The 25,796-nt window shown below is 71.9% G+C and carries 22 protein-coding genes; 8 read left to right on the top strand and 14 right to left on the bottom strand.

What is annotated here, in order from left to right:
• Positions 1-62 precede the first annotated feature (62 nt).
• The 7 genes from ACZ562_RS15115 to ACZ562_RS15085 all read right to left on the bottom strand — a co-directional run bounded on the left by ACZ562_RS15115 (position 63) and on the right by ACZ562_RS15085 (position 9,426).
• Entirely contained in the window at positions 63-2,441 is a 2,379-nt protein-coding gene (locus ACZ562_RS15115; RefSeq protein WP_471178254.1) for an FdhF/YdeP family oxidoreductase, read from the bottom strand.
• Between the two features lie 162 nt (positions 2,442-2,603).
• Positions 2,604-3,755: a glutathione-independent formaldehyde dehydrogenase gene (locus ACZ562_RS15110; protein ID WP_471178251.1), complete on the bottom strand. Its 1,152-nt coding sequence runs from the start codon at positions 3,753-3,755 to the stop codon at positions 2,604-2,606.
• A 384-nt stretch (positions 3,756-4,139) separates the two neighbouring features.
• Positions 4,140-4,283 (bottom strand): hypothetical protein, encoded by a 144-nt coding sequence (locus ACZ562_RS15105; RefSeq protein ID WP_471178248.1) that lies wholly within the window; start codon positions 4,281-4,283, stop codon positions 4,140-4,142.
• On the bottom strand, positions 4,280-5,767 hold the full coding sequence (locus ACZ562_RS15100; RefSeq protein ID WP_471178246.1) for a hypothetical protein: 1,488 nt from the start codon (positions 5,765-5,767) through the stop codon (positions 4,280-4,282). Before ACZ562_RS15100 ends, ACZ562_RS15105 begins: the two co-directional genes overlap by 4 nt.
• A 102-nt stretch (positions 5,768-5,869) precedes the next feature.
• Positions 5,870-8,221: a glycoside hydrolase family 65 protein gene (locus tag ACZ562_RS15095; protein WP_471178243.1), complete on the bottom strand. Its 2,352-nt coding sequence runs from the start codon at positions 8,219-8,221 to the stop codon at positions 5,870-5,872.
• The gene (locus tag ACZ562_RS15090) at positions 8,218-8,958 is read right to left on the bottom strand and encodes an HAD family hydrolase (protein WP_471178240.1); all 741 of its coding nucleotides are present in this window, start codon (positions 8,956-8,958) and stop codon (positions 8,218-8,220) included. The genes ACZ562_RS15095 and ACZ562_RS15090 overlap by 4 nt, the downstream gene beginning before the upstream one ends.
• 72 nt (positions 8,959-9,030) lie before the next feature.
• A complete protein-coding gene (locus ACZ562_RS15085) occupies positions 9,031-9,426 on the bottom strand; it encodes a nuclear transport factor 2 family protein (RefSeq protein WP_471178237.1) in 396 nt (131 codons plus the stop codon).
• 58 nt (positions 9,427-9,484) lie between these two features.
• Between ACZ562_RS15085 and ACZ562_RS15080 the strand changes: the two genes are divergently transcribed.
• Both ACZ562_RS15080 and ACZ562_RS15075 read left to right on the top strand, forming a co-directional pair.
• Positions 9,485-10,147: a nucleoside/nucleotide kinase family protein gene (locus tag ACZ562_RS15080; RefSeq protein ID WP_471178235.1), complete on the top strand. Its 663-nt coding sequence runs from the start codon at positions 9,485-9,487 to the stop codon at positions 10,145-10,147.
• A gap of 582 nt (positions 10,148-10,729) precedes the next feature.
• Entirely contained in the window at positions 10,730-12,403 is a 1,674-nt protein-coding gene (locus tag ACZ562_RS15075; RefSeq protein ID WP_471178232.1) for a phospholipid carrier-dependent glycosyltransferase, read from the top strand.
• A 24-nt stretch (positions 12,404-12,427) separates the two neighbouring features.
• On the opposite strand, the gene ACZ562_RS15070 is transcribed toward ACZ562_RS15075, so the two are convergent.
• Positions 12,428-12,829: a DUF3662 domain-containing protein gene (locus tag ACZ562_RS15070; protein ID WP_471178229.1), complete on the bottom strand. Its 402-nt coding sequence runs from the start codon at positions 12,827-12,829 to the stop codon at positions 12,428-12,430.
• Positions 12,830-13,028: 199 nt separating this feature from the next.
• Between ACZ562_RS15070 and ACZ562_RS15065 the strand changes: the two genes are divergently transcribed.
• From ACZ562_RS15065 to ACZ562_RS15055, 3 genes are all read left to right on the top strand, one after another.
• Complete coding sequence (locus ACZ562_RS15065) at positions 13,029-13,952, top strand: MurR/RpiR family transcriptional regulator (protein WP_471178226.1); 924 nt, start codon at positions 13,029-13,031, stop codon at positions 13,950-13,952.
• Positions 13,953-14,358: 406 nt separating this feature from the next.
• Positions 14,359-14,739, top strand: coding sequence for a hypothetical protein (locus tag ACZ562_RS15060; protein WP_471178224.1), 381 nt, complete (start codon positions 14,359-14,361; stop codon positions 14,737-14,739).
• Between the two features lie 76 nt (positions 14,740-14,815).
• Positions 14,816-17,245, top strand: coding sequence for a SpoIIE family protein phosphatase (locus ACZ562_RS15055; protein ID WP_471178222.1), 2,430 nt, complete (start codon positions 14,816-14,818; stop codon positions 17,243-17,245).
• A gap of 285 nt (positions 17,246-17,530) precedes the next feature.
• On the opposite strand, the gene ACZ562_RS15050 is transcribed toward ACZ562_RS15055, so the two are convergent.
• On the bottom strand, positions 17,531-18,172 hold the full coding sequence (locus tag ACZ562_RS15050) for a peptidoglycan-binding domain-containing protein (protein WP_471178219.1): 642 nt from the start codon (positions 18,170-18,172) through the stop codon (positions 17,531-17,533).
• Between the two features lie 218 nt (positions 18,173-18,390).
• Here ACZ562_RS15050 and ACZ562_RS15045 point away from each other — a divergent pair, with 218 nt between their 5' ends.
• On the top strand, positions 18,391-19,125 hold the full coding sequence (locus ACZ562_RS15045) for a TetR family transcriptional regulator (protein WP_471178217.1): 735 nt from the start codon (positions 18,391-18,393) through the stop codon (positions 19,123-19,125).
• A 165-nt stretch (positions 19,126-19,290) separates the two neighbouring features.
• Positions 19,291-19,704, top strand: coding sequence for a Zn-ribbon domain-containing OB-fold protein (locus ACZ562_RS15040; RefSeq protein WP_471178823.1), 414 nt, complete (start codon positions 19,291-19,293; stop codon positions 19,702-19,704).
• A 15-nt stretch (positions 19,705-19,719) separates the two neighbouring features.
• On the opposite strand, the gene ACZ562_RS15035 is transcribed toward ACZ562_RS15040, so the two are convergent.
• Together ACZ562_RS15035 and ACZ562_RS15030 are read right to left on the bottom strand one after the other, a co-directional pair.
• Positions 19,720-20,106 carry a PPOX class F420-dependent oxidoreductase gene (locus tag ACZ562_RS15035; RefSeq protein ID WP_471178214.1) on the bottom strand — a complete coding sequence of 129 codons (387 nt, stop codon included), beginning with the start codon at positions 20,104-20,106 and terminating at the stop codon, positions 19,720-19,722.
• A gap of 73 nt (positions 20,107-20,179) precedes the next feature.
• Positions 20,180-21,358 carry a MalY/PatB family protein gene (locus ACZ562_RS15030; protein WP_471178211.1) on the bottom strand — a complete coding sequence of 393 codons (1,179 nt, stop codon included), beginning with the start codon at positions 21,356-21,358 and terminating at the stop codon, positions 20,180-20,182.
• A 221-nt stretch (positions 21,359-21,579) separates the two neighbouring features.
• Here ACZ562_RS15030 and ACZ562_RS15025 point away from each other — a divergent pair, with 221 nt between their 5' ends.
• Complete coding sequence (locus ACZ562_RS15025; protein WP_471178209.1) at positions 21,580-22,953, top strand: S1 family peptidase; 1,374 nt, start codon at positions 21,580-21,582, stop codon at positions 22,951-22,953.
• 90 nt (positions 22,954-23,043) lie between these two features.
• Here ACZ562_RS15025 and ACZ562_RS15020 read toward each other — a convergent pair whose 3' ends face one another.
• The 3 genes from ACZ562_RS15020 to ACZ562_RS15010 all read right to left on the bottom strand — a co-directional run bounded on the left by ACZ562_RS15020 (position 23,044) and on the right by ACZ562_RS15010 (position 25,754).
• A complete protein-coding gene (locus ACZ562_RS15020) occupies positions 23,044-23,229 on the bottom strand; it encodes a hypothetical protein (RefSeq protein ID WP_471178206.1) in 186 nt (61 codons plus the stop codon).
• Between the two features lie 311 nt (positions 23,230-23,540).
• Positions 23,541-24,236, bottom strand: coding sequence for a L,D-transpeptidase family protein (locus tag ACZ562_RS15015; protein ID WP_471178203.1), 696 nt, complete (start codon positions 24,234-24,236; stop codon positions 23,541-23,543).
• Positions 24,237-24,365: 129 nt separating this feature from the next.
• Complete coding sequence (locus ACZ562_RS15010; RefSeq protein WP_471178200.1) at positions 24,366-25,754, bottom strand: aminotransferase-like domain-containing protein; 1,389 nt, start codon at positions 25,752-25,754, stop codon at positions 24,366-24,368.
• Positions 25,755-25,796: the final 42 nt, after the last annotated feature.

Genomic DNA, 25,796 nt, shown 5'->3' with positions numbered 1-25,796 from the left:
CCGGCGTTCGCGATTCCGGAAGAACCTGCGGCGCGACTACCTGACGACCGGGAACCCGAGGATCACGTCCCCCCTCCCTGGCGCCGATGATCAGTGCTCGCATCGACCGTCCGGACAGCTCTCGCGCTGGACGGTTCGATGCGGATCACGATGGACTTGGTCACGGGAGTGTTGCTGGTCTCGGCCGTGGAGTCCAGCGCGACCAGCACGTTCGTTTCCGGATAGTAGGCGGCGGCGCAGCCGCGCGGCGTCGGATAGCGGACGGCGCGGAAGCCGGGGGCACGGCGTTCACCGTCAGGGCTGACACTGACCAGATCGACCAGGTCGCCGTCTTGCAGGTGGAGGTCGCGGAGGTCGTTCCGGTTGAGGAAGACGACCCGCCGTCCGCCCTTGATGCCGCGGTAGCGGTCGTCGAGGCCGTAGACGGTGGTGTTGAACTGGTCGTGCGACCGTACCGTCGTCAGCAGCAGGTGTCCCGGCGGGACTTCGGGCGCGGTCGGTGGGTTGACGGTGAAGCGCGCCTTGCCGGTCGGCGTGGGGAACGTGCGGGAGTCGCGCGGTGCCCGGGGCAGCATGAAGCCGCCGGGCTGCCGGACGCGCTCCTCGAAGGCGTGGAAGCCGGGGACGACGTGCTCGATGTGACGGCGGATCACGGCGTAGTCGTCGCGCATGGGGCGCCAGCCGAGGTCGTCGCCGAAGAGCGCGTGCCCGAGGCCGGCGATGATCGCGACCTCGCTGCGCAGGTGCGGTGATCCGGGAAGGAGTCGTCCGCGCGACGAGTGCACCATGGCCATCGTGTCCTCGACCGTGACGAACTGCTCGCCGGAGGCCTGCCGGTCGCGTTCGGTGCGGCCGAGGCAGGGCAGGAGAAGCGCCTCGGTGCCGGGGCACAGATGGGACCGGTTCAGTTTGGTCGCGACATGGACGGTGAGGACGCAGTTGGCCAGTGCGGCCTCCGTGACCTGTGTGTCGGGCGTGGCCGACGCGAAGTTGCCGCCGAGGCCGATGAACACGTCGACCTCGCCGTCGCGCATGGCCTTGATCGAGTCGACGGTGTCCAGGCCGGGGGCACGGGGCGGATCGAACCCGAACTCGTCGCGGAGCCTGTCCAGGAACGTGGGCGGCATCTTCTCCCAGATGCCCATGCTGCGGTCGCCCTGGACGTTGCTGTGCCCGCGGATCGGGGCGGGCCCGGCACCGGGGCGTCCGATGTTGCCGCGCAGCAGAAGGAAGTTGACGATCTCGCGGATGGTGGCCACCGCGTTGCGGTGCTGAGTGAGCCCCATCGCCCAGCAGACGACGACGCTGTCCGCGGCGAGCACGTCGGCCGCACAGTCCTCGATCAGACGGCGGGACAGACCGGCCATCGTCTCGATCCGCGACCAGTCCAGGGCACGCCATGCCGCTGCCGCCGCCTCGAAGCCGTCGCAGTACCGGTCGATGAAGTCGTGGTCGAGGGCGGAGCCCGGCCGGGAGTCCTCCCGGCCGATCAGGGCACGGTTCAGGCCCGCGAACAGGGCCAGATCGCCGTTGATGCGCACGGGAAGGTAGCGGTCGGCGAGCTTCGTACCGGGTCCGACCAGGCCGCGTGCGGTGTGCGGGTTGCGGAAGCGGCCGAAACCGGCCTCGGGGAGCGGGTTGGCGGCGATGATGCGGGCGCCGCGCCGCTTGGCCTGCTCGAGTGCGGTGAGCATACGGGGGTGGCAGGTGCCGGGGTTCTGGCCCACGACGATGATCAAGTCTGCGTAGTCGGTGATGTCGGAGAACGTGATGAGGCCTTTTCCGACGCCGATGGTCTCGGTCAGGGCCGCGCCGCTCGACTCGTGGCACATGTTCGAGCAGTCCGGCAGATTGTTCGTGCCGAGCCTGCGTGCCAGCAACTGGTAGAGGAAGGCGGCCTCGTTGCTCGTCCGGCCGCTGGTGTAGAACACGGCACGGTTCGGATCGGCGAGGCCGCTCAGGTGGCCGGCGGTGAGCGCGAGCGCGTCCTCCCACGAGATGGGCGCGTAGTGGGTCGCGCCGGGGGCGAGATGCATCGGCTGGGCCAGCCGGCCCTGTGACTCCAGCCAGTGACCGTCCCGCTCCCGCAGGGCAGCGACGGAGTGCTCGGCGAAGAACGACGCGTCGACGCGTTTGCGCGTGGCCTCCCAGGCGACGGCCTTCGCGCCGTTCTCGCAGAACTCCGCGGTCTTCCGGTGGCCGGGATCGGGGTCGCCCCATGCGCAGCTCGGACAGTCGAAACCGTCGACGTGGTTCATCGCCAGCAGTGTCTGCAGACTCCGTTTCGGCCCCATTTCGGCCAGGGAGTACCGCGCGGATTCGGTGATGCCGTGAATTCCGACGCTGGACGTCCCGGGGCCGGACGATGCCGGATCCGATGCGGGCGGAGGACCGCCCGCCGACGCGTGCGTACCCGTCGGGTCGATGGGTTGCTCAGCCATGACCGCCTCATGTTGCCGGGGCCGGCTTCACCTGGGATCCGGACCCCGGACGCGACTCGCAGGAAACCAGCTCACGGCGGGTCGGCTGCTGAGCTTGGCTTCCAGCAGCCGGCCCGTCGCCATGCGGGATCAGTGAGCGCCGCCGCCCACCGACTGTCCGCCTTACGCCGCGAGCGCGTGACCTGGATGCAGTACGACCTTGGTGTAGCCCTCGATCCGCTGGTCGAACTTCTCGTACGCGGTCGGCGCCTGGTCCAGTGGCAGTTCGTGGGAGACCACGAAGCTGGGCTTGGCGCGCCCCGCGATGATCAGGTCACGCAGCTGGCGGTTGTACCGCTTGACGTTGCACTGACCGGTACCCATCTGCTGGCCCTTCTCGAACATCCTGCCGATGGAGACCAACAGCTGACCGTGCTTGGCGTTCTCGTCGGGTCCGCCCGGGTCGGACGGCACGTACAGACCCGGTACGCCCAGCATGCCCGTCGGCCGCACCGTCTCGACGAGTGTGTTGAGGACGACGGCGGGTTCCTCATGGCTCGCGTCGTGCGCCTGGGCCTGGTAGCCGACGGCGTCGACGCCCTTGTCGGTTCCCTCGCCTCCGGTCTGTTCTTTGATCTGCTCGGCCGGGTCGCCCTTGGTGAAGTCGATCGGGACGACTCCGATCTCCTCGGCCTTGGCCAGCCGCTCGGGCACCCGGTCCACGGAGAACACCTTCGACGCACCGCGCAGCATCGCGGAATAGGCGGCCATCAGCCCGACCGGGCCGGCACCGAAGACGGCCACGCTCTCTCCGGGGGACACCTGGGCGAGCTCGCATCCGTGGTAGCCGGTCGGGAAGATGTCGGCGAGCAACACGAAATCGGTCTCGAACTCGTTGCCCGACGGCAGCTTCAGGCAGTTGAAGTCGGCGAAGGGCACCCGCAGCAGCTCAGCCTGCCCGCCCTTGTACGGGCCCATGGCCACATAGCCATAGGCTCCGCCCGCGAAGCCCGGATTGACCGTCAGGCAGAAGCCGGTCTTCCCGGCAAGGCAGTTCTTGCAGAATCCGCAGGCGACGTTGAACGGCATGACGACGCGGTCGCCCTTGGACAGGGAGGTCACACCGGCGCCGGCTTCCTCGACGATGCCCATGTTCTCGTGTCCGAAGACGATGCCCGACTCGGCCGCCGTGCGGCCCTCGTACATGTGCAGGTCGGATCCGCAGATAGCCGTCGATGTGACGCGTACCAGCACGTCGTTCGGGTGCTGGATCTGCGGATCGTCGACATCCCTGACGGCGACGCTGAAGGGCTTCTCGTAGACAACGGCTTTCACCTGGATCACCTCCGCGTCGAACGCTTGGTGACCACGGCGGACCGCCCACCGAGGCTTTTGCCGGGAGAACACGTAATGAGGCGGAGCCCCTCGGTCCGTGTCGTAGTCCCAGGCGCTCTTGGTTCACCACTGGATACTTCCAGGGAACGCCCGTATCGCAGGCGCTGCAACCCCCTTCAGACGGGAATCCCGGCGCCGGGTAACGCACTGCCCAGGGAGTATCACCGAGGGAGACGAGGAGGCATTCGAGAGGTCGGCGAGCACGGGGCCGAGGGAGCCGGGGCCGCCCGGAGCCGGCAGCAGAACCGAGGCGCTGCTCGCGGCACGGGAGAGCAGCATCACCCGGCCGGCGGCGCCGCAGCGCGACGGCGCGGCCGGCGGCGATCAGCAGCCGGAGGCCCCGGCTTCCAGCACGGGCCGGCGGCGCCGGGCCGGGCAGGGGCCGCCGGCCAGGACTGCGAGCGTGGGGACGGTGCGCCATGAGGCGGGTCTGCGCGGGGGCGGGACGGTGATCTGCTGGGACGTCATACGGGTCCGCCCCTGGGGGCCAGGCGGATGCGCAGATCACCGGACCGGTGGGTCTCCCAGGTGCGGGCGTATGCGGGTGGCCGGCCGCCCGGCCCGGTGAGCACGGCGGCGGGCATCCGGCGTGTGGTCCGCAGGATCTCCGCCTCGGTGGTGTTGGCGTTGTTGCCGCGTGTCTGGGCCGAGGCACAGCCCGTGTAGTAGGCGACGGGGATGGCCTCGTGCCCGGTGAGCAGGCAGGGCGGACGTACCCCCAGGCGGTGCAGTTCGGCTGCGGTAAGGGCCCAGGCGCGGCGGTCCGCGGCGGTGCGGTCCACGGTGTGGTCCAGGACGGCGTACTGCACGGCGAGGTGGCCCGTCAGCGCCACCCCGACGAGGGCCGCCCCCACCGGCCGCCATCGGCCGCTGCGCGCGGTGACCAGGCTGAACAGGCCTTCGGCGACCGGGATCGCCAACAGCGCGTAGGCCGGCAGCAGGAAGCGGGGCGCCGCGTATCCGATCATGAACAGGTAGGGGACGGCGGCCGTCGTGGCGCAGGCCAGCGGGACCAGCGTGTACGTGGTGCGCCGGGCCCGGACCGCGGCGGTGAGGCCCAGCACGGCCAGCAGCGGGAGGGCCCACCACCACAGCGTGAGCACCGGCTCGGGCATCGGCCCGGTGCAGGGGCGGCAGAGCGCGCGCCCGCCCAGACTGCGCAGCTGGTCGTCCACCGCGAAGTTCCAGCCGAGGCCTCCCTGGACACGGGAGGCGTCGGACAGCCTTTGGCCCAGGCCGCCGTAGCTGACGAACGCCTCGATCACCCACTCCGCGGCACCTGCGAGGAGTCCCGCCACGAGGGCGGCCGCGAGCCGTACCCGGCGTGCCACCGCGGCGAGGACGAACAGCGGCAGCGCCACCCACACCGCGTCGGTGGGCCGCATCCACGCCATGACCGCGGCTGCGGCCGCCGTACCCCGGAGGGCCGCCCGCCCGAAGCGGTCGGCGCGGGCCCGCAGGAAGCAGCCGACGCAGGCCAGGGCGCCGATCGCCACCCAGTAGTTGGGCATGGCCTGCGGGCCGTAGAAGAGCGTCACCCACAGGGTGGCGAAGAGTGCGCCGGCGGCGGCCAGGACGCGGGCGGGGAAGAATCCGCGCCAGGCGCGCAGGGCCAGCCAGAGGCCGATGCCGGACAGCAGTGCGAGGAAGACGCGCAGCAGCGGGGTGGACGACGACCAGGCTGCGACCGGAGCCACCAGCAGGGTCACGCCTCGGGCACGGGGTGCGCTGAAGAAGGCCGCCGGGGCCTGGGGGCTCACCTGGCTGACGTACACCGTCTCGTCCCAGCCGAGTCCCATGCCCGGGGGTACCAGGACGAGCTGGGCCAGCGCGAAGGCGCAGGCGACGGCGGCGAGCGGTCCGTCGCCGCGCGCCCGCCAGGACGGGCCGGGTCTGTCCGGTGCCTGGAGTCGCCGCATTCCGGCGAGAACCGCGTCGGCTCCACTGCCCATCGTCCACCTCTTGCCCCTGCACCCCACAGCAAATTACGGACAAATTAACCCGCATCGGACAGGCGTGCAGTGTGGACTGGAGCAGGTGCCTTACGCGGCAGGTCAGCGGGTGTTCGGGCTGCGGTGCGGCGGCTGTTCGGGAGCGGGGCGCGCCTGCGACCGCGGGACCGTGCGGACGACGGGACTGTCGCCTCGCAGGGTCAGCGGGGAGCCATGGTGGCGGATCGTCAGCGGCTTGCCCGTCAGCGTGTACGTGGCCTTGTCCGGGCCGATCTCCACGCGCAGGCGGCGGCCGAGGAGTTGGAGCGTGAAGGCCAGGCGGCTGAAACGTTCGGGCAGCCGCGGGGCGAACCGCAGGCTGTCGCCGTCGCGGCGCAGGCCGCCGAACCCGGCGACCAGAGCCGTCCAGGTGCCGGCCAGGGAGGCGATGTGCAGTCCGTCGCGGGTGTTGTGCTCCAGGTCCGCCAGGTCCATCAGCGCGGCTTCGGCGGTGTAGTCGTAGGCGAGGTCCAGATGGCCCGCCTGGGCGGCGACGACGGCCTGGCAGCACGCCGACAGCGAGGAGTCGCGAACGGTCAGCGGCTCGTAGTAGGCGAAGTTGCGCGCGATCTGCTCCTCGTCGCAGAACTCCTCGAACCAGCCGCTGCACGTGTACATCGCCAGAACCAGGTCCGCCTGCTTGACGACCTGCTTGCGGTAGAGGTCGAAGTAGGGGAAGTGCAGCAGCAGCGGGTACTGGTCGGGGCGGGTGCCGGTGAAGTCCCAGCGCTGGTAGCGAGTGAACCCGGCGTGCTGCTCGTGCACGCCGAGTTCGTGGTTGTAGGGGATGTGCACGGCCTCGGCGGCGTCCCGCCAGGAGGCGCTCTCCTCGACGTCGACACCGAGCTGGGCGGCCCGGTCCGGATGGCGTGCGCAGGCGTCGGCGGCCGACAGCAGGTTCGCCCGGGCCATGAGGTTGGTGTACGTGTTGTCGTCGGCGACCGCGCTGTACTCGTCCGGGCCGGTGACACCGTCGATGTGGAAGGTGCCCCGGTGGTCGTGGTGGCCGAGCGAGCGCCACAGGCGGGCCGTTTCCACGAGCAGCTCGACCCCGGTGTCACGTTCGAAGCGTTCGTCCCCCGTCGCCGCCGTGTAGCGCACCACCGCGTCCGCGACGGCCGCGTTCACATGGAAGGCGGCCGTCCCGGCGGGCCAGTACGCCGAGCCTTCCGAGCCCTCGATGGTCCGCCAGGGGAACGCGGCCCCGCGCAGGCCGAGTTGGGCCGCGCGTTCCCGCGCGGCGGGCAGGGTGTTCCGGCGCCAGCGCAGGGCCTCGGCCACGGCCTCGGGAGCGGTGTAGGTCAGCAGGGGCAGCACGAAGGTCTCGGTGTCCCAGAAGGCGTGGCCGTCGTAGCCGGAGCCGGTCAGGCCCTTCGCGGGTATCGCGCGCTGTTCCGCGCGGGCTCCGGCCTGCAGCACATGGAAGAGGGCGAAGCGGACGGCCTGCTGGATCGCCTCGTCGCCGTCGACCTCCACGTCGGCGCCCGCCCAGAAGTCGTCCAGGCAGGCCTCCTGTTCGGCCAGGAGGCCCGCCCAGCCGCCCATCGCCGCGGCCGCCAGCGCCGCGTCGGCCTGGTCGCTCATCGCGGGCAGCGAGCGGGTGCCGGACCAGCCGTGCGCGACCAGTTTCTCCACGCGCAGCCGCTGCCCCGGGGCGAGGACCGAGGTGACGGTCAGGCGGGCGACGTCCTCGTTGCTCTCGCTGCTGGTACGGGTCTTCCCCGGACCCTCGACCACATGGTCCGCGGCCACGGCCACCCGCAGACCGCTGCGCCGGGTGCGGTGCACGAGGCGCAGCCGGCGGCCCACGGCGAAGGCGTCCTCGGGCTCCAGCGGCGACCTCAGCGCCCTGGCCGCGCGCGGGTCGCCGTTCGGCTCAGGCAGGCTCTCGTTGGCGACGAGCTCGGACTGGATCACCACGCGTGTCTCGCTGTCGACGGCCTCCACCTCGTACGACACCCCGGCGATCGCCCGCTGGGTGAGGGAGACGAGCCGCGTCGAGCGCACCCGTACGCGGGAACCGGCCGGGGAGACCCACTCGCAGACCCGCTCCAGCACTCCCCTGCGCAGGTCCAGGTTCCGCTCGTGCGCGACCAGCCGGCCGTGGCGCAGGTCGAAGGGCTCGTCGTCGACCAGCAGCCGTACCACCTTGCCGTTGGTGACGTTGATGACCGTCTGGCCCGACTCGGGGTAGCCGTATCCGGCCTCGGCGTAGGGCAGCGGATGCAGTTCGTGCACGCCGCCGAGGTAGGAACCGGGCAGGCCGTGCGGTTCGCCCTCGTCGAGGTTGCCGCGCCAGCCGACATGGCCGTTGGAGAGAGCGAACACGGACTCGCTCTGCGCCAGGACGTCGAGACCGAGGCCCCTCTCGCGCACGCTCCACGGTTCCACGGCGTACGACGCGTGGGTGATCACGCCGGTCCTCCCAGCTCGGCGAGATCCTCCACGACCCGGTGCGCGCCGTGCGCGTACAGCGCGTCGCGCTGTCCCACGCGGTCGACGCCGACGACGTACCGGAAACCACCCGCCCGGCCCGCGTCCATGCCGGCCAGCGCGTCCTCGAAGACGGCGGAGTGGGGTGCGTCGGTGCCCAGGTCGTGGGCCGCGGCCAGGAAGGTGTCGGGGTGCGGCTTGCCGGGCAGGTGCCGCTCGGCGGCCACCACGCCGTCGATGCGTACGTCGAAGAGATCCTCGGCGCCGACCGTGCGCAGCACGTCACGGCAGTTGGCGCTGGAGGAGACGATGGCGGTGCGCAGGCCCTGCCCGCGGACCGCCTCGATGTAGCGCAGGGTGCCGTCGTAGACCTCGACTCCGCCGGCCCGGATCTTCGTCAGGACCAGGTCGTTCTTGCGGTTGCCGAGTCCGTGGACGGTGGGGGCGTCGGGTGGGTCGCCCGGGTCGCCTTCGGGCAGTTCGATACCGCGTGCGGCCAGGAAGGTGCGGACGCCGTCGGCGCGGGGGCGTCCGTCGACGTACTCGTCGTAGTCGGCGACGGCGTCGAACGGCCGGAAGGGCTCGCCCTCGCGCTCGCGCAGGAACGCGTCGAACGTCTCCTTCCAGGCGGCCGCGTGCACCACGGCCGTCTTGGTGACGACCCCGTCGAGGTCGAAGAGGCAGGCCAGGATTTCTTCGGGGAGACCGAGCTGCGTCATACAGGACCGGTTCCCCGTGACACGGCGTCCAGTGGGTGGCGCGCGCCACACGGGCGAAAGAGCGGGCGTGGGTCAGTCGTGCGGGAACGAGTGGTGCTCGTGGGCGACGGTCCAGCGCCCCTGCTCCTTGCGCAGGCCGAACGTCAGCCGCAGGCGGAGGGTCGGCGATTCGGCGAGTTCCTCCGGGGTTCCGCAACGCAGCAGCGCGTGCGCGTAGGCGACGTCGGCGCCGGCGGTGACGTCGAGGGTGTCGATGTCGAAGCAGGCGCCCTGCGCCTGCCAGTCGAAGAACGGCGGCCAGGTCGCGGCATAGGGCAGCAGCCCCCGGATGCCCTCGTGCGGCGGCGGCACGTCGTACATCAGGATGTCGTCGGCGTGGTCCGCGAGGACCGCGTCGAGGTCGCCCCGGTGAACGGCTTCGGCCCACTTCGTGATCAGTGTGCGGATCTGCGTCTCGTCGTCGGCCACGGTACGGCTCCCTCCTCCCCCTCTCACCAGCATCGCCCCGGCTGACACACTCTGCTGTGTGCCGCTGACATTCGACGACCTCCTGATCCGCGCCCGGACCCTCGTACGCGGAGGGCGGCGCGCCGTCCTCGGCATCGCCGGCAGCCCGGGCGCGGGGAAGTCGACGCTCGCCCAGCATCTCCTGCGGGCGCTCAACGGAGCCGGGGACCCGTGGGTCGCTCACGTCCCCATGGACGGCTTCCACCTCGCCGACGCCGAGCTGGACCGGCTCGGCCGCCTGGACCGCAAGGGCGCGCCGGACACCTTCGACGCGGCGGGGTACGCGGCACTGCTGCGGCGCCTGCACGAGGAGGGCGACGGTGACGTCGTCTACGCGCCCGGCTTCGAGCGGGTCCTGGAGCAGCCGCTCGCCGGCGCCCTACCGGTGCCGCCCGAGGCCCGGCTGATCGTGACGGAGGGCAACTACCTGCTGCTGGGCACGGGTGCGTGGGCGCGGGTCCGGGCACAGCTGGACGAGGTGTGGTTCTGCGAGCTGGACGAGGAGGAGCGCGTCCGGCGGCTGGTCGCCCGGCACGAGGAGTTCGGCAAAGGGCATGAGGAGGCCGTGGCGTGGGTCCTGCGCACCGACCAGCGCAACGCGGACCTCGTCGCCGCGACCCGGGAGCGGGCCGATCTCGTCGTACCGATGGCGGTGCTGCCGCGCGTGGACGCGCGGGGGTGAGAAATCCCTGGGCAGGCGGGAGTTCGACGACAGGGCCCAGGACCGGCGCAGTCCGCTGCCCCGGTCTGCCCGCATGGGGTCGGACATCACCGTGCTCGCCTCGGCCGGCGGCTGGAACGCGCGCCGGCCATCGAAGCCGGTGTCTTCCCCGCGGGGCCGAACCTGGCGCTCCGGCCCGCTGCTCTCCTGCCCGCCGCGACGGTACAGGCGCACGGTGGGTACGCCCCGGAGTCCGCGACGCCGGACCTGATGCTGCGTTCGTGCCGAGAGCCGGCCCTGGAAGTGATGCGGCGGGCGGTGCTCGGCCAGGGCAGCGCGCTGTCGCTGCGGCTGGACGCCGAGAGGCCCAGGCGGCGGGAACCACGGTACCCGTCCTCGGCGCGCCGGTGCCGCGCGGCCGGTTCGGCCGCGTCGGTCTGAACTCCGACAGGCTGCGGGCCGTACCCCTCTGTACGACGGAAGGTCCGTCGGTACGACTTCTCAAGCGGTGACGCCCTCCGTGGCGGGCGGTGGTGCAGAGTAGGCCCATGCGGCGTCCTCGCATCTCTCCCGCCACCACGCCCCGGTGACACCGCGGAGCGGATGATGACGCGCGAACGGCACTCGGTCCTGGATCCGGGGACACTCCCGAGCGAGCCCTCCGCCCGGCCTGCGGGGCAGTCCCGCCGACCGTGGCTGGTGCCGCTGCTCGTGGTCGTGCTGCTCGCGCAGATGGCGTTCGCGATGGTGACCACGGCGGTGCGGCAGACCCCGACCATCGACGAGCCCGTGTACGTGGGCACGGCGGCCGACTACCTGCACGAGCACGAGGTGCGCTACAACCCCGAGCATCCGCCGCTCGGCAAGCTGGTGATCACCGTCGGGGTCGCCGCGGCCGATCCGCACGTCGACGCGTCCTTCACCGGCGACCAGGGCGGGCTGGGGCGGCATCTGCTGTACGAGTCGGGCAACGACCCCTGGCGGCTGATGCTGTGGGCCCGCCTTCCGGTGATCGCGCTGACGCTGCTGTTCGGACTCGTCGTCCTCGCCTTCGCCCGCGACCTGGCCGGACCGGCCGCCGGAGTGGGTGCGCTCGCGCTGTACGCCTTCTCGCCCGACGTCGTCGCGCACGGTTCCCTCGCCACGCTCGACGTGCCGGCCGCCGGGTTCCTGCTGACGTCGGTGTGGCTGATGTGGCGGGCCCGCCGACGGCCCCGGCCGCACCTGCTCCTGGCCGGGGCGGCGCTCGGTGCGGCCCTGGCCACGAAGATGAGCGCACTGCCGGCGGTGCCGGTGCTCCTGGTACTGGCCGCCGTGTCGGTGTGGCGCGCGGATTCACGGGAGCGCCGCCGACGAGCGGCGCGGGCCGTCCTGGGCGCGGGCATGGTGGCGCTGGCCGCCGTCGCGGTCGTATGGGCCGCGTATCTGGCCGTGGATCCGCGGCTGCGGTGGTCGCCCCAGCAGCATGTGCCCGTCGTCCACGGGCTGCGGGGGCTGCTCGTGGACCTGATGCCCTTCCCCGAGGCGTACCGGGACGGGATGCGCATCCAGTTCGGCCTGGAGAACCACCCGTGGCAGGGCTTCCTCTTCGGCCGGGTGTACACCGGCTCGCTCTGGTACTACCTGCCGGCCGCCCTGATGGTGAAGACCCCGCTCGGCATGCTCGCGCTGTGGGCAGCCGGTGCCGTCGTGGTGGTGTCGGTACGGCGGCTTCGGCCCGCGGCGGCGTATCTGCTGGTCCCCTCCGGTGTGCTGCTGGCACCGGCCATGGACGGGGCACGGAACTTCGGCACTCGCTACGCCGTCTTCCTGCCGATGTTCCTGGCGGTGGCGGCGGGCTGCGTCCTGGCGGTGCGCCGGCGGTGGGTGCCGTTCGTGACGGCGGCACTGGTGCTGTTCGTCGCGGTCAGCTCGCTGCGGACGTATCCCTACTATCTGCCGTACTCCAACGAGGCGTTCGGCGGGCCGGCGAAGACCCGTCTGCGGTTGCACGACTCCAACGTCGACTGGGGCCAGGATCTGGGCCGGCTCGCCGACCGGCTGCGCGAACGGTACCGGGGAGAGCGGATCTGGCTCGTGTACAAGGGCAGCGGCGTGCCGTCCTTCTACGGCATCGACGCGTCCGACCCCCGCACGGTGCCGGTGGACGACGTGCACGGGGTGCTGGTCGTGTCGGACTCCGCGGCGGCCAAGGCGGCCGGGCGGCTGAGACAGCTGATCGACAGCGGTCGTCCGGTCGACGACGTCGGTCACTCGATCACGATCTACCGACGGTGACACATGTCCCGGGTGAGCCCCCTCCTACCGAGCCGCGTGCTGGAACCCGTCGGCGCTCACATGCGGCATCACGCTGCTGACCACGCGGTAGCGGCCATTGGGGACGTCCGGAGACCTGGCGATGTGCACCGTGAGCGGGCCGGCCCACTCGTAGCCCTTGCGCTCCGCGTGCCGGGCGAGGCTGTCGGTGAGCACCTGGCCCACGCGGCTGCCCCGGCGGGTGAGCTCGTCGTGCACGAAGTCGGCGAGCCCGATGTCGTAGGCGTTCGGAACCACGACCAGACTCTCACTGCAGACGACGGCGTTGCTGTCGCACTCGCGTCGCAACGCGTCGACGAGTTCGACGGGTTCCTTGTCGAACACCCGCGCCCACAGCGACTCCCATCGCCGTTCCAGGGCCTGCTCCAGCGCGCTCAGAGCGCTCATTCCGTCTCACCTGCCGAAAGGTCTGGTTTCGCGTACCGGGACGCCGCGCTCGACGTCGTCGCCTTCGCCACTGCGGGTTCCCGGCCGACGGGCGGGTATCCCCCGCTCCCGGCGGGTCGCTGGAGGCCTCCGTGCAGGCCCTGGTCACAAAAGTGCTTGAGCTATGTTCATCTCTGTGGAAGACAAGGGAGGCGCACCGGTGCCATCGTCGCAGCAGGCACGCGCACAGGCATCAGCGATCACCTCGGGAAAGACCGCACCGGAGACGGAGGCCGCCCCGGCGTCCCAGCTCAGGACGCTCTTCGACAGGCCCCGGCTGTCTCCGGGGCAGCGGCGCATCGCCCAGTACCTGATCGAGCACATCACCGAGGCGGCGTTCCTTTCCATCACCGATCTCGCGGATCGCGTCGGTGTGAGCCAGCCGTCGGTGACGCGTTTCGCCGCGGCCGTCGGCTTCAGCGGCTACCCCGCGCTGCGGGAAAGGCTGCAGTCGATCGCCCTCGGCACCCTGGCCGGCGGCCCCGGGGCGACGGAGGAGAACGGGAGCAACGAGCTTCAGGCGGCGGTCGACGCCGAGCTGGAGAACCTGGAGAACCTGCGGCGGGACTTCGCCAACCCCGACCAGGTGATCGACATCGGCCGCGAGCTGTCCCGGTCGTCCCCGCTGACCGTGCTCGGGCTGCGCATCTCGGCCTCGCTGGCCGAGTACTTCGCGTACGCGTCGCGCCGGATCCATCCGGACGTGCGGCTGGTGACGCGGGGCGGCAGCACCGCGTACGACGCGCTGCTCCAGTCACGCGAGGCCGGCGGCACCTGGGTGCTGGCGTTCTCGATGCCCCGGCACGCGCACGAGACCCTGACCGCCCTGCGGGTAGCGCGCGGCGCCGGACTGCGGGTCGCCGTGGTCACCGACCTGGCGCTCGGAGACGTGGCCGACGAGGCCGACGTCGTCTTCGCCACCGGCACCGGATCCCGGCTCGTCTTCGACTCCTATGCCGCGCCCGGCGTGATGGCGGCCGCCCTGCTGCAGGCCATGACCGATGCCGACCCTGAGCGCACCCAGGCCCGGCTCGAGGAGTACGAGCAGATCTCCGATCAGCACCATTTCTTCCTGCGCGACTGACCCCACTCCCCCAAACATCCTTATAGTGGGACATTCCATCCTAATTTACGCATGAATGTTTTCATACTCCTTGCCAAGCGGACGGCATATATAAATACTGCTCACGGATCACGGCCCGGCCGCTCCGGGACCCGGTCCCCACCCCGTCCTCACCACCCGCATCCGCCCGCAGAAAGCCGACGGTCCGCCCATGCGCACGCTGCACCATCCGCCGCGCCGGCGCCGACTGCCTTCCCGGGCCCCTGCGCGGGCACCCGAAGCAGCCGTCTCCTACCCGCGTCGGCGCCCTGGGTGTTCGATCGGGCATCGCGTGCGCGAGCGCCCGTGGCGGCCCCGGTCATCCCCTAGACCGGGGCCGCCCCAAACCCGTCGGACCACCCCTCACGACGCCGCACACCCGGAAGCGATGACCATGACTCTGACGACGACGCGCACCAGCCCGGACTGGCCGTGCCAGGTCAAGATCCCCGGAAGCTACGACTGGGAGCGCTCGGCGGCCAAGTGGCTGCGCGAGCTGGTGCCCGCGCGCTACGCCAGCTACCCGGCCCTGATGCGCCACCCCGTCCTGCTGGCCCGCCATGCTCAGATCCAGGTCCAGCACGAGATCCGGGTCGCGCGCACCGCCCTGCAGACGGCCCGCGCCGACCTGCCCGGGCTGGGTATGCCCGAGTCGGTGATCGAGCACACGATCAAGCTGTACGCGGCGGAGGTCATGCAGCTGCAGCACATAGCCCGCAGCGTCCGCGCGGTCAGCCAGGCGCTGACCGAGCACAACCTGGGACGCTGACCCGGACAGCATCGCACGCCGCACCGGACGGTTCGCGCGGACCGGCGCCGGGCAACCCCGCGATCCGGACGGCTCCATGTGCGATGCTCGTCGCGTGACGAGCGAACCGGCGGTTCCGGCGGAGTCCGGGACGGCGCCAGAAACCGCTGCACTGGCCAAGGTCGTTGCCCGCCAGCGCGCCGAGATGGACCGGCTGCGGGACCTGGCGGCGACCTCGGCCGTCCTGGAGCGGGCCAAGGGCGCGGTGATGGCGCTGACCGGCTGCACCCCGGACGCCGCCGGCGAGGACCTCCTGCAACGCGCCAAGGCCGCCAACCGCACGCTCCTGGAAGAGTGCTGGATCACGCTCGGGAGTCTGATGCCCCCTCCCGGCCGCGCCGCACAGGAGCCGCCGCCCCCCGGCGCCGCGGGCCGCTCCGGGTCCGACGCTCCAGGGCGGCCCGTCCCGGTCACCCTGGACACGTCCGACGCGGCCGGGGGCTTCGTCGCTCTCGGGCGTCTCGGCAAGGCACTGGTCCACGTCAACACGCGACAGGATCTCGCCCGCTGCCTGCTGGAGCACCTCTCGCCGGAGGTGGGGGCCGACGCGGTCATGATCTACGCGCGCCTTCCGGCGGGCGGACTGGAGCTGGTCGGACACTCCGGAATCGACGACATGCTGGCCGACCAGTGGCATCAGGTGCCTCCGGTGAGCGGCGTCGCCGCGCTCGACGCGCTCCGGGCCCGGGAGCCGCGCTGGCTGGAGGACATCGAAGCCGACAAGGAGCGGTACCTGCTCATCGGAGATCCGCCCGGACGCTGGCAGTCCCGCGCCTGGCTGCCCGTACCGGCCGGGGACAGGCCCGAGGTCTGCATCGGGGTGCTGCGCGGCCAGAGCGGACCGTTCGGGCCGCGCAGCCGCGAGCTCCTGCGGGCCGTCGCCCGGCTGTGCGCCGGTCGGCTGCGTGCGTTCGCCACCCGGCAGGAGCCCGCCGCCGACAGCGGCGCAGACGCCGTACAGGCCGTGTTCGACGCGCTGCCCGGCGCGGCGATACTGCTCGCTCCGCTGCGCGCACCCTCCGGGGAGGCCGAGGACTACCGCATCGACGCCGCGACCACGGACGCGGTCGACGTCACCGGCCGGACCGGCCGTGAGCTGGTCGGACGGCGGATGCTGGAGTGCTTCCCGAGCATGGCGGGTGAAGCGCTGTGGCAGGGTTTCCACCACACGCTCGCCACCGGGGACGCGTACGAGGGCGAACCCTTCGCCCACCAGCAAGTCGTGGCCGGCGCCGCGGAGCTCGTCACCTACTCGCTGCGGGCGGCGCGGCTGGGCGGCAACCTGGTCGTCACCTGGTTCCGCCACGAATCCTCCGACCGGCAGGAGCAGCGTCTCGCGGACGTGCAGCGCCTCGGCAACCTTGGCTGGGCGAACTGGAACCTGGTCACGCACGAGGTCAGCTGGTCGTCACAGGCCTACGCCCTCTTCGGCCGCGGCCAGGGGAACGGGGCGGTCCGCCTCACCGACCTCCCGGGCCTCGCCGTCGCGGAGGACATGCCCGCGCTGTCCCGGGCGGTGCGGGAACTCGTCGCCGCGGGACGGCCGTGCGACGTTCCGTGCCGTATCAGGACGGCGGACGGGATCCGGCATCTGCGCATCGTCGCCGAGGCGGTGGCGGACATCCACGGCACGCCGGTCGAGGTGCACGGTTTCGTGCAGGACCTCACCGCACAGCGCAGCGCGGAACTGGCCCTCCTGGAGAGCGAGCAGGCGATCCTCACCCAGCACGGGGTGCTGCGCGCCGAACGGACCCTGGCGGCCCGGCTCCAGCACGCGCTGCTGCCGCTGCCCACCCGGCCCGTACGCCGGGCCGGGCTGCGCGTCGAAGTCGCCTACCTGCCCGCCCAGTCGGGGCTCCACGTCGGCGGCGACTGGTTCAGCGCCATCGAACTGCCCGACGGGGACGCACTGTTCGTGGTCGGCGACGTAGCCGGTCACGGCATCGACGCGGTCGCCACCATGGCCCAGCTCCGTTTCACCGCCAAGGGCATGGTCATCACGGGCTCGTCGCTGACCGGCGCGCTGGCCCGGCTCAACACGCTGCTGCTGCACTCCCGCGACTCCCACGGCACGGCCACCATGGTCCTGGCCCGCTACAACCGCGCGGCGCGGCGACTGGTGTGGGCGCAGGCGGGCCATCCGCCGCCGTTGCTGCTGCGGGGCGGGAAGGCGCGCTATCTCGACCGCCCGCGCGGCATGCTGCTCGGAGCGAGTTCCTCGCCGGTCTTCGAGGAGTCGCAGTGCCGCCTCGAGCCGGGCGACCGGATCATCCTGTACACGGACGGCCTGGTCGAGCGGCCCGCGGAGGGCATCGACCGGGGCCTGGAGCGGTTCGCCGAAGCTGTCCTGTCCCACCACACGGACCTGCCGGGCTCCCTGGGCCCGCTGCTCGCCGAGGTACTGGAGGGCGAGGCGCGCGACGACGTCTGCGTGGTCGACATCCGGGTGCCCGCCGACGCCGAGTAGCGGGCACCGGGGCTGTGCTCCGTGTCCGCGTCAGTCGTCGCCGCGATGCGTCCAGTACCAGAGCGCGCCCACGACAAGGGCCAGCAGGAAGACGACGGGCAACACCAGGCCCGGGATACGGGAGCCGCTCATGGGCGTGGCTTTCGGTTCGGCACGACGATCAGGAAACCTTGGCACGAGGGCTGCCCCTCGTGACGTCCGGTTAGCCATCGTTACCGATAGTTTTCCCACACGTTGCCCCGTGTTCGATCACCGGGCGGGGACGTCACCCCGCCGGGTTGCCGTTCAGCCGTTGCCCTGTGCCGTACGGGATTCCAGCGCGAGCCGGGTGTCGTCGCCGTATACGCCGTCCTCGTCCCCCCGGACGCCGTACCAGAGCTGGAAACGGGCCACCGCCTCGGTCAGGACGGCGTCGTACAGGCCGCTGGTGGAACCGTTCTCGTAGACGCTCGGGACGTTCAGCAGGCGTTCCTGCAGTTCGGTCACCTCGGGGCCGCTGTCGCCTTCGCGGAGGGTGCCGGGACCGTCGGGGTCGGCCGCGGCCGATGTGGCCGGGGCCGCTGAGGCCGTCGCGGTGGGGGACGCGGCGGCGGAGGCGTCGCTCCTGCCGGGCAGCAGGAGCGCGCAGCCGAAGCCGGCCAGGGCCGCGGCGGCCACCACCATCACGACGGCGGTGCGGCGCAGTGCGGCCCCGCTGCGGCCGGGCGGGGGCGGGCGCCGGTCATGGACCGTGACGGGCGGCAGTTCCTGTGTCTCGGCCTCGGCTCCCGGCCGGGGCACGGACACCGACTCGTGGGCGCCGCGGGTGCCCTGCTCGAACTCGCGGAACAGCTCCGCGAGGGCGTCGGTGCGGCGCGGGCGCAGCACCCGGATCGGTTCGGGTGCGGAGCCGTCCTGCTGCTGCTCCCGGTCGGGCGGTGTCGGCACGCCGGTCTCCTTCCGACCCGTGCACGGGGTCTTCGCCGTTCCCCGAGGAGTGATACGTGGCCCGCGCCGCGGAAGTTCAGACCGCGCATGTCCTCGTCGCAGTAGCGGCGCCCACGCGCCGGGTACGCCAGGTCGGTGACGTACAGGGGAGCACTCAGTTCCCCCATAGGTGCGCACTGAGTGCCATTCCGGCCCCGTTCGGTGCTACGTTCCCGACCATGAGCTCCAGCAGTACGGCACCCCGTCGCGACGAGAACACGGAGGCGGCGGCCGCGAAGCCTCCCATGCGGGACGCCCTGGTGGCGGCGGCCTTCCGGTTGTTCCTGGAGCGGGGCTACGAACAGACCACCGTCGACGACATCGTGACGCTCGCGGGTGTGGGACGGCGGTCGTTCTTCCGCTACTTCCCGTCCAAGGAGGACGTGGTCTTCCCCGACCACGAACGGTGCCTGGCCGACATGACCGCCTTCCTCGCGGCAGGCGACGACGATGACGAGCCGGTGCGGCGGGTCTGCGACGCGGCCCGGCTGGTGCTGCGCATGTACGCCGAGAACCCGACCTTCTCCGTGCAGCGCTACCGCCTCACCAAGAAGGTGCCCGGCCTGCGCGCCTACGAGCTTTCCGTGGTGTGGCGCTACGAGCGCGCCCTCGCCGAGTACCTGCGCGACCGCTTCACCGGCCGCCGAGACGGGAACCTGCGGGCCGACGTGATCGCCGCCGCGGTGGTCGCCGCGCACAACAACGCGCTGCGTTCCTGGCTGCGTTCGGACGGGCAGAGCGAGGCGGGCGCCACCGTGGACCACGCGCTGGGGTACGTGCAGTCCGCCTTCGGCGAGCCTCCCGCGCATCCCGGCGCCGAGCAGCCCGGCGACGTGGTGGTCGTCGTGTCCCGGCGCGGAGCACCGCTGTGGCGGGTGGTCCAGGAGATCGAGTCGACGCTCGGGCACGGCTGACCCGCGCCGCCGGGTGCGCGCACTATTGAGGGTACGGAGTGCCTTTACGGCTGGCACTGAGTGCCATACCCTGAGAGCGTGCACGGTGGCACGGTGAACCGCGCACGTGCGTGCACGGCTGACCGCGCACGCGGGATTCCGGCCGAGCGCAGGGAGTTGACCAGGGTGTACCACCACTCAGGAAGCGTTGTTCAGGAGAATGCCGGCTCCGTGGCGGGCGTGCTGGATCCAAAGACTCCGGACACGGAGGCGATGCTCTTCCAGCGCTGCACCTGGTGCGGCACCGCCATGTACCACCGGCTGCTGTGCCCGGTGTGCCAGGGCAGTGACCTGCGCACGGAGCGCAGCGAGGGCATGGGCACGGTCCGCCACTCCACGGTGGTGCACCGCAACACGCCCGCGGCGCGCAACGTGTCCCTGGTCGAGATGGCCGAGGGCTTCGTCGTGCGCGGCCGGGTCATAGGACCGCCCATAGGCATCCACAGCGGGGACCGCGTGCGGCTGTCCACCGCCAAGGACCCGGTCCGGGGCGAGCCGGTCTTCCAGCTGGTCGACGAGCCCTACCGGGCCTGGAGCTGACGGTCCGCCACCCCCTCACGGAGTGAGCCGCACGCGAATGCCCAGCGTCCCGTCCACTCCCCGGCGCAGCCGGCTGCCGAACAGGCTGAGACGGCCGACGACGCCGTACTTGCGGGCGATCAGCGCGCGGTAGCGGGCGGTGGCAGCCCGGTCGCCGATCTCGGCGGTGGCCGGGACCTGGTCACCGGTCGGGTTGCCGCGCAGGTCGCAGGGGCCGACCAGGACGTCGCCGCGGGCCCGGATCCGCTTGACCTTCCAGGAGTCGGCGGCGGTCCACACACCCAGCGTGTCCCCGTCGCGCACCACCCACACCGGGGTGGCGACCGGGGTGCCGTTCTTGCGGTAGCTGGTGATCAGCAGGTACTTGCCGGCGCCGAGCCGCTCCAGCAGCGTGTCGTCCATGCCGGGCAGTCTAGGCACGTGCTGGTGGACAGGGCAGACCTGCTCGGCAGGGTCCGCTCGGCAGAGGGGCCGCTCAGCCGAGGGCCGCCGCCATCCTCCGTACGCCCTCCTCGATCACTTCCGGAGACGTCGCCAGATTCAGGCGTACGTGTCCCGCCCCGCCGGTGCCGAACGGGATGCCGGAGTTGAGGGCCACCCGGCCGCGCTCAAGGAAGACCTCCGCCGGATCGTCGCCGAGGCCCAGGGCGCGGCAGTCGAGCCAGGCGAGATAGGTCGCCTCGCTCGGGACGCAGCCGATCAAGGGCAGGTGCTCGGCCAGGAGTCCGGCGAGCAGCCGCCGGTTGCCGTCGAGGCCGGCGAGCAGCGCGTCCAGCCAGGCGGTGCCCTCGCGCAGCGCGGCGGTGTGGGCGATGACGCCGACATGGCTCGGGCCGTCGCTGACCTCCTCGGGCAGCCGGGCGAGGTCGGCGGCCGCCGCGGGCCCGGCCACGGCGAGCGCGGCCTTGAGACCGGCCAGGTTCCACGCCTTCGAGGCCGACATCAGCGACAGGCCGCTCTCGCCGCCGGGCACGCTCAGATACGGCACGAACGTCACGCCGGCCGCGACGAGCGGCGCATGGATCTCGTCGGCGACGACCCGTACTCCGTACCTGCCGGCGAGCGCGGCGACCGCGGCGAGTTCGCCGGCGGTGTGCACGGTGCCGGTCGGGTTGTGGGGGCTGCACAGCAGGTAGGCGGCCCGTCGCCGGCCCGCGGCGACCCGCCCGAAGACCTCCTCCAGCGTGTCGAAGTCGATCCGCCCGTCCGCGCCGAGGGGCGCCTCGACCACCTGCCGGTCCAGGTGCGCGACGAACTGGAAGAACGGCGGATACACGGGCGGGTTCATCACGACCGGATCTCCGGGTCCGGTGACCAGCTTGATCATCTCGACCACGCCGAGCATCACGTCGGGCACGATCGCCGTGCGCTCCACGGCAAGCCCGTCCCACCCCCACCGCCTGTCGGCGAAGGCCGCGAGGGCCTCGGCGTACGCGGTGCCCGCCGGGTAGCCGGTGTCCCCGAGCGCGAGGGCGTCCGTGACCGCGCGGACGATCGGTTCGGCGAGCGGCACGTCCATCTCGGCCACCCACAGCGGCAGCACGTCCTCGGGGTAGGTGCGCCACTTCACGCTCGTACGGCGTCGGAGGCGGTCGAGGGTGAGTACGCGCAGGGGATTGGGTTCACCGGACGTTTCGTGCGGGATCCTGGTCATGGGCACAAGATAGGGGGCTTGGTGTGACGGGGCAGCGTGAGAACGGGGTGCAGAGTGCGCGGGCGGTGCCCGCCGGCGGGTTCCCTGCTCGGGCAGCCGGACATGAGGAGACCATCCGCGCGCTGAACACTGTCGTCCCGGGCCACGTATGAAGGAAGGGCGCTCGACGACCGGAGGGCCCCGCGGTGTTGACACCGCGCGTTCGGGTTCGGGAGCCATGCATGAGGCACGTACGACGACGGGTCGTCCGGCGGGTGACACGGCTGGCGGCCGTCGGCGGACTCCTTCTGGGTGGGGCGATGGTCACACGCGCCGTGGCGAGCGAACCTCCGGACGTCTCCACCGTTCCGCGCACCTTCGCGCAGCCGGCCGCGGACACCGGCCGCGACCTGGTCTCGCGGCTCGGCACCTCCCGGACGGCGGGCACCTGGATCGGCGCCGACGGGCGGCCGGTCGTGGCGGTCACCGACGAGGACACGGCCGCCGAGGTCCGGCGCGCGGGCGCCGAGGCGAAGGTCGTGTCGCACAGCATGAACGAACTCAAGTCGGCGACGGCGACGCTGCGTTCGGCGCCCCGGGTGCCCGGCACGGCCTGGTCGCTGGACTACAAGACCAACCAGGTGGTCGTGCAGGCAGACAGCACCGTCTCGGCCGGCGACTGGTCCCGGATGACCGGCGTCGCGGACGACATCGGCGGCTTCGTGCGCATGGAGCGCACCGAGGGCACCTTCACGACCCGCGTCAACGGCGCGCAGCCGATCCTGTCGACCGGCGGGCGCTGTTCTGCGGGCTTCAACGTGACGAACGGGCAGAGCGACTTCATCCTCACGGCCGGCCACTGCGGGCCGAACGGTTCCGTGTGGTTCGCGGACAGCCAGGGCAGCAAGCAGGTGGGCACGACCGTGAACCAGAGCTTCCCCGCCAACGACTGGTCGCTGGTGCAGTACGCGAGCGGCAAGGCGGGCCAGGACGCCGACGTCGTGGCGGTGGGCGACGGCAAGGGCGTGCGCATCACCGGCGCGGCCGATCCGGCGGTCGGGCAGCGGGTGTTCCGCAGCGGCAGTACCAGCGGTCTGCGCGACGGGGAGGTCACGGGGCTCGACGCGACGGTGAACTACCCCGAGGGCACCGTCTCCGGTCTGATCGAGACGAACGTGTGCGCCGAACCCGGCGACAGCGGCGGCCCGATGTTCTCCGAGGGGATCGCGCTGGGCGTGACCTCGGGCGGCAGCGGCGACTGCACCGCGGGCGGGACGACGTTCTTCCAGCCGGTGACGAAGGCGCTGTCCGCGCTCGGCGTCCAGTTGATCGTGTCGACGCAGGCCGGGTCCGGGCCGGGCCGGAGCGCCGCGCCCTCGCCGGCGGCCACCCAGAACGCCGTCGCCCCAGGTGCGGCCTCGCCCGGATCCTCGGCGCCGATCACGGGCGCCACGGATGCGTCGACGCTGCTGTCCCGGCTCGCGGACCCCAGGAACGTCGGCCCCGGACTGCTGATCATCGCGGGCAGTCTGGTGGCGCTGGTGGCCGCGCGGTACATCCGGGCGGAACAGGACCGCAAGGCGTATCGCCGCTACTACTCGACCACCTGGGGCTGAGCGGAAACGGCGCGGACGGGGGAGGGGCCGGGCAGAGGGAGGCGAGGAAGGCCGGACCGCTCCCGGCGCCGGACTGCGAAGGGGAAGCGCTCAGGCCGCGTGGACCGGCTGCGGAGCGGCGGCGGCCCACTCCAGCACGAGCCGCTGGTACTCCTCGCGCTGCTCGCCGCTCAGTGTCCCGCCCGACCGGCGCCACAGGGCCCGGATCTCCTCGTTGACCTCGTCAGCCGAGCGATCGGAGGCGGGTTCAACACTGGTGGACATGGTGTGAAGCATACGGCTCAGAACGTGAAGACGATGTGAGTAATCATGAGCTATACGGACATACCGGACCGTGTTAATGATCACGTCCATCTGTCAAGGCCTGTAACGCAGTTCACACTTCCGCGAACCTCAGCACCGGCACCTGATCGCCGGCACTACGGCACCGCGTGCCCAGTCGTGAAGGTCGGACAGCCGCCCGCTCCACCCTGCCGGGCATCCTCGCGCACGAGTCCGCGCGGCAGGGCGGGGTACGGCCGGAGATACCGGACTTCGGAGACGCGCCTCAGGCGTGACGTTTCCGCTCGGCCGGGCTCCTGGCTTCGTCAGGTGCCCGGCTTGCGGCCGTACACGAAGACGTCGTCGCCCTTCTTCAGGAGCGACCAGTACTTCTTGGCGGTGGCCTCGGTCATGTTGACGCAGCCGTGCGAGCCCGGCGGGTTCCACATGCTGAGGTTGACCGAGTGGAAGGCCTGGCCGCCGTCGAAGAACTGGCTGTAGGGCATCGGCACGTCGTAGATGGTCGAGACGTGGTCGATGTCCCGCCAGTAGATCTTCTTCAGGCCTGTGCGGGTCTCGTAGCCGTCGCGGCCGGTACGGACCGGCACCGGGCCGTAGACGAGCCTGTCGCCGTCCTGGATCCAGCTCAGCTGGAGCGTCAGGTTCACGCAGGCGATACGGCCCTTGTTCACCGGGCACTTGCCGTCCTTGCCGGGGTTGTTCCCGACGGCCTTCTGCTTGTTCATCAGGTCCATCACGCCCCAGGTGACGGGGCCCGCGTACCCGATGTTCGGCGTGATGCCGTGCTTGTTCTGGAAGGCCTGGATGGCCTTGCAGTCGGCGGCGGACTGCCTGCCGTCGACCGGCCGGCCGAGGAACTTCTCCACCTGCTTCTGGTACGGCCCGGCCTGCGTGGTACAGCTCGCGGCCTGCGCCGGCGCGGTGCCGAGCGCGAGCGTGAGCGGTGCCACCATTCCGGTGATCCCGAGTACGACAACTCCCCGTCTGCGTATGTCCCCCACGGGCGTTCCCCTTCGAACGGTCCTGCGATCCCTGCCAGCTAGACCGGTGCCCGGAGGATTCGGTTGTAACGCCGCCCGCGTTGCGACGAAACGGTGACATTCGACGTCACGCGGGCGGCCGTTGGGCGGTTACGGGACACACTGGCGCAGCACGTCCACCGCGCGGGTCAGGATGTCCGGCGTCGCCGTGAACGGCAGCCGCAGATGGCGGGCCAGTGTGGCCCGGTCGGCCGCGAAGAACGGGCCGGGGGTGACGGCGAGGCCGCGCCGGGCTGCCCGTGACGCCAGTTCGGTGGCCGAGGCCGTGTCGTCGAGGCGTACCCACAGCGACAGACCTCCGTCCGGGACGGTGTACGTCCATCCGGCCCCGGCGAGGAGTCGGGCCAGGTGGTCCCGCTGGTCGCGCAGCCGCTCGCGGCGGTCCGCGAGCACCGTCTCCAGCCCGTCGCCCAGCAGTTCGGCCGCGATCAGCTGTTCCAGCGGCGGCGGCGAGAGCTGCGCCTGAAGCGGGTTGCGCCGCAGCTCTCGTACGAGGCCGGCGTCCGCCCGGATCCAGCCGACCCGCAGCCCGCTCCACAGGATCTTGCTGGTGGATCCGATCTGGATCACGCCCGGCCCGGCGAGATGCGGCTCGGTTCCGGCCGGTGTCCTCAGGTCCAGGTCGCGCATCGTCTCGTCGGCGATCACGGTGAGCGCGTGCCGGTGCGCCAGCCGGGCGAGCTCGGCGCGGGTGGCGTCGGACATGTGCGCGCCGGTCGGGTTCTGGAAGTCCGGGATCAGATAAGCCAGTCGGGGGCGCCTGTCGCGCACGGCGGCCGCGAGGTGCGCCAGGTCCCAGCCGTCGTGTGCCGACACCGGCACGGGCTGCAGCCGTGTTCGGCGGCGGCGCAGGGCGGCCAGTGCGCCCGGGTACGTCGGGCTCTCCACCACGACCGGTGACCTGCGGTCGGTGTGGAGGTGATCGAGGAGCAGGGTGAGGGCGGCCTGGGCGCCGGAGGTCACGAGGATCTGCTCGGGGCGGGTCGCCAGGCCCGCGCGGGTGTAGCGGTCGGCGAGGAGATCGCGCAGGCGGGGCAGCCCGGCCGTCGCCACGCCCGAGTCGACGAGCAGGGCCGCGCTGCGCTCGACGGCCCGGCCGAGGGCGGCGAGACAGGCGTCGTGGGGCGCGGCCGTGACGGCGAGCGTGAGGTCGAGGTCGGCGTCGCCCGCTCCCCCGCCGTCCAGGGACCAGGGAGTGGTGCGTTCGGTGAGCCGGGCGGGCAGCCGGACGTGGCTGCCGCTGCCGTGCCGGGTGTGCAGCCAGCCGTCGTCCCGCAGCAGGGTCAGGGCGGTGACGACGGTGCCGCGGCTGATGCCCAGGGTGCGGGCGAGTTCCCGTTCGGACGGCAGCCTGGTCCCGACGGGAAGGCGGCCGTCGACGACCGCCTCGCGTACGGCCGCCGACAGCGAGCGGGCCAGCGGCCCCTGCCCCGGCTGGTCGCGCCAGGCGCCGACCGCGGCGATGAAACCTGAAACCATTGGTCCAGTTTCCCTCAACTGGACCAGGAGTCCGACGGGTGC

This window comes from Streptomyces sp. NPDC040410, assembly GCF_055595715.1.
This window is presented reverse-complemented; position numbering and strand designations above follow the sequence as displayed.

What these genes read in the sequence shown, in the direction of transcription:
- ACZ562_RS15115 (WP_471178254.1), bottom strand. Translation starts at nt 2,441, where the DNA reads ATGGCTGAGCAACCCATCGACCCGACGGGTACGCACGCGTCGGCGGGC.
- ACZ562_RS15070 (WP_471178229.1), bottom strand. Translation starts at nt 12,829, where the DNA reads ATGAGCGCTCTGAGCGCGCTGGAGCAGGCCCTGGAACGGCGATGGGAG.
- ACZ562_RS15090 (WP_471178240.1), bottom strand. Translation starts at nt 8,958, where the DNA reads ATGACGCAGCTCGGTCTCCCCGAAGAAATCCTGGCCTGCCTCTTCGAC.
- ACZ562_RS15060 (WP_471178224.1), top strand. Translation starts at nt 14,359, where the DNA reads ATGACCATGACTCTGACGACGACGCGCACCAGCCCGGACTGGCCGTGC.
- ACZ562_RS15030 (WP_471178211.1), bottom strand. Translation starts at nt 21,358, where the DNA reads ATGACCAGGATCCCGCACGAAACGTCCGGTGAACCCAATCCCCTGCGC.
- ACZ562_RS15010 (WP_471178200.1), bottom strand. Translation starts at nt 25,754, where the DNA reads ATGGTTTCAGGTTTCATCGCCGCGGTCGGCGCCTGGCGCGACCAGCCG.
- ACZ562_RS15100 (WP_471178246.1), bottom strand. Translation starts at nt 5,767, where the DNA reads ATGGGCAGTGGAGCCGACGCGGTTCTCGCCGGAATGCGGCGACTCCAG.
- ACZ562_RS15055 (WP_471178222.1), top strand. Translation starts at nt 14,816, where the DNA reads ATGTGCGATGCTCGTCGCGTGACGAGCGAACCGGCGGTTCCGGCGGAG.
- ACZ562_RS15045 (WP_471178217.1), top strand. Translation starts at nt 18,391, where the DNA reads ATGAGCTCCAGCAGTACGGCACCCCGTCGCGACGAGAACACGGAGGCG.
- ACZ562_RS15020 (WP_471178206.1), bottom strand. Translation starts at nt 23,229, where the DNA reads ATGCTTCACACCATGTCCACCAGTGTTGAACCCGCCTCCGATCGCTCG.
- ACZ562_RS15075 (WP_471178232.1), top strand. Translation starts at nt 10,730, where the DNA reads ATGATGACGCGCGAACGGCACTCGGTCCTGGATCCGGGGACACTCCCG.
- ACZ562_RS15025 (WP_471178209.1), top strand. Translation starts at nt 21,580, where the DNA reads ATGAGGCACGTACGACGACGGGTCGTCCGGCGGGTGACACGGCTGGCG.
- ACZ562_RS15105 (WP_471178248.1), bottom strand. Translation starts at nt 4,283, where the DNA reads ATGACGTCCCAGCAGATCACCGTCCCGCCCCCGCGCAGACCCGCCTCA.
- ACZ562_RS15035 (WP_471178214.1), bottom strand. Translation starts at nt 20,106, where the DNA reads ATGGACGACACGCTGCTGGAGCGGCTCGGCGCCGGCAAGTACCTGCTG.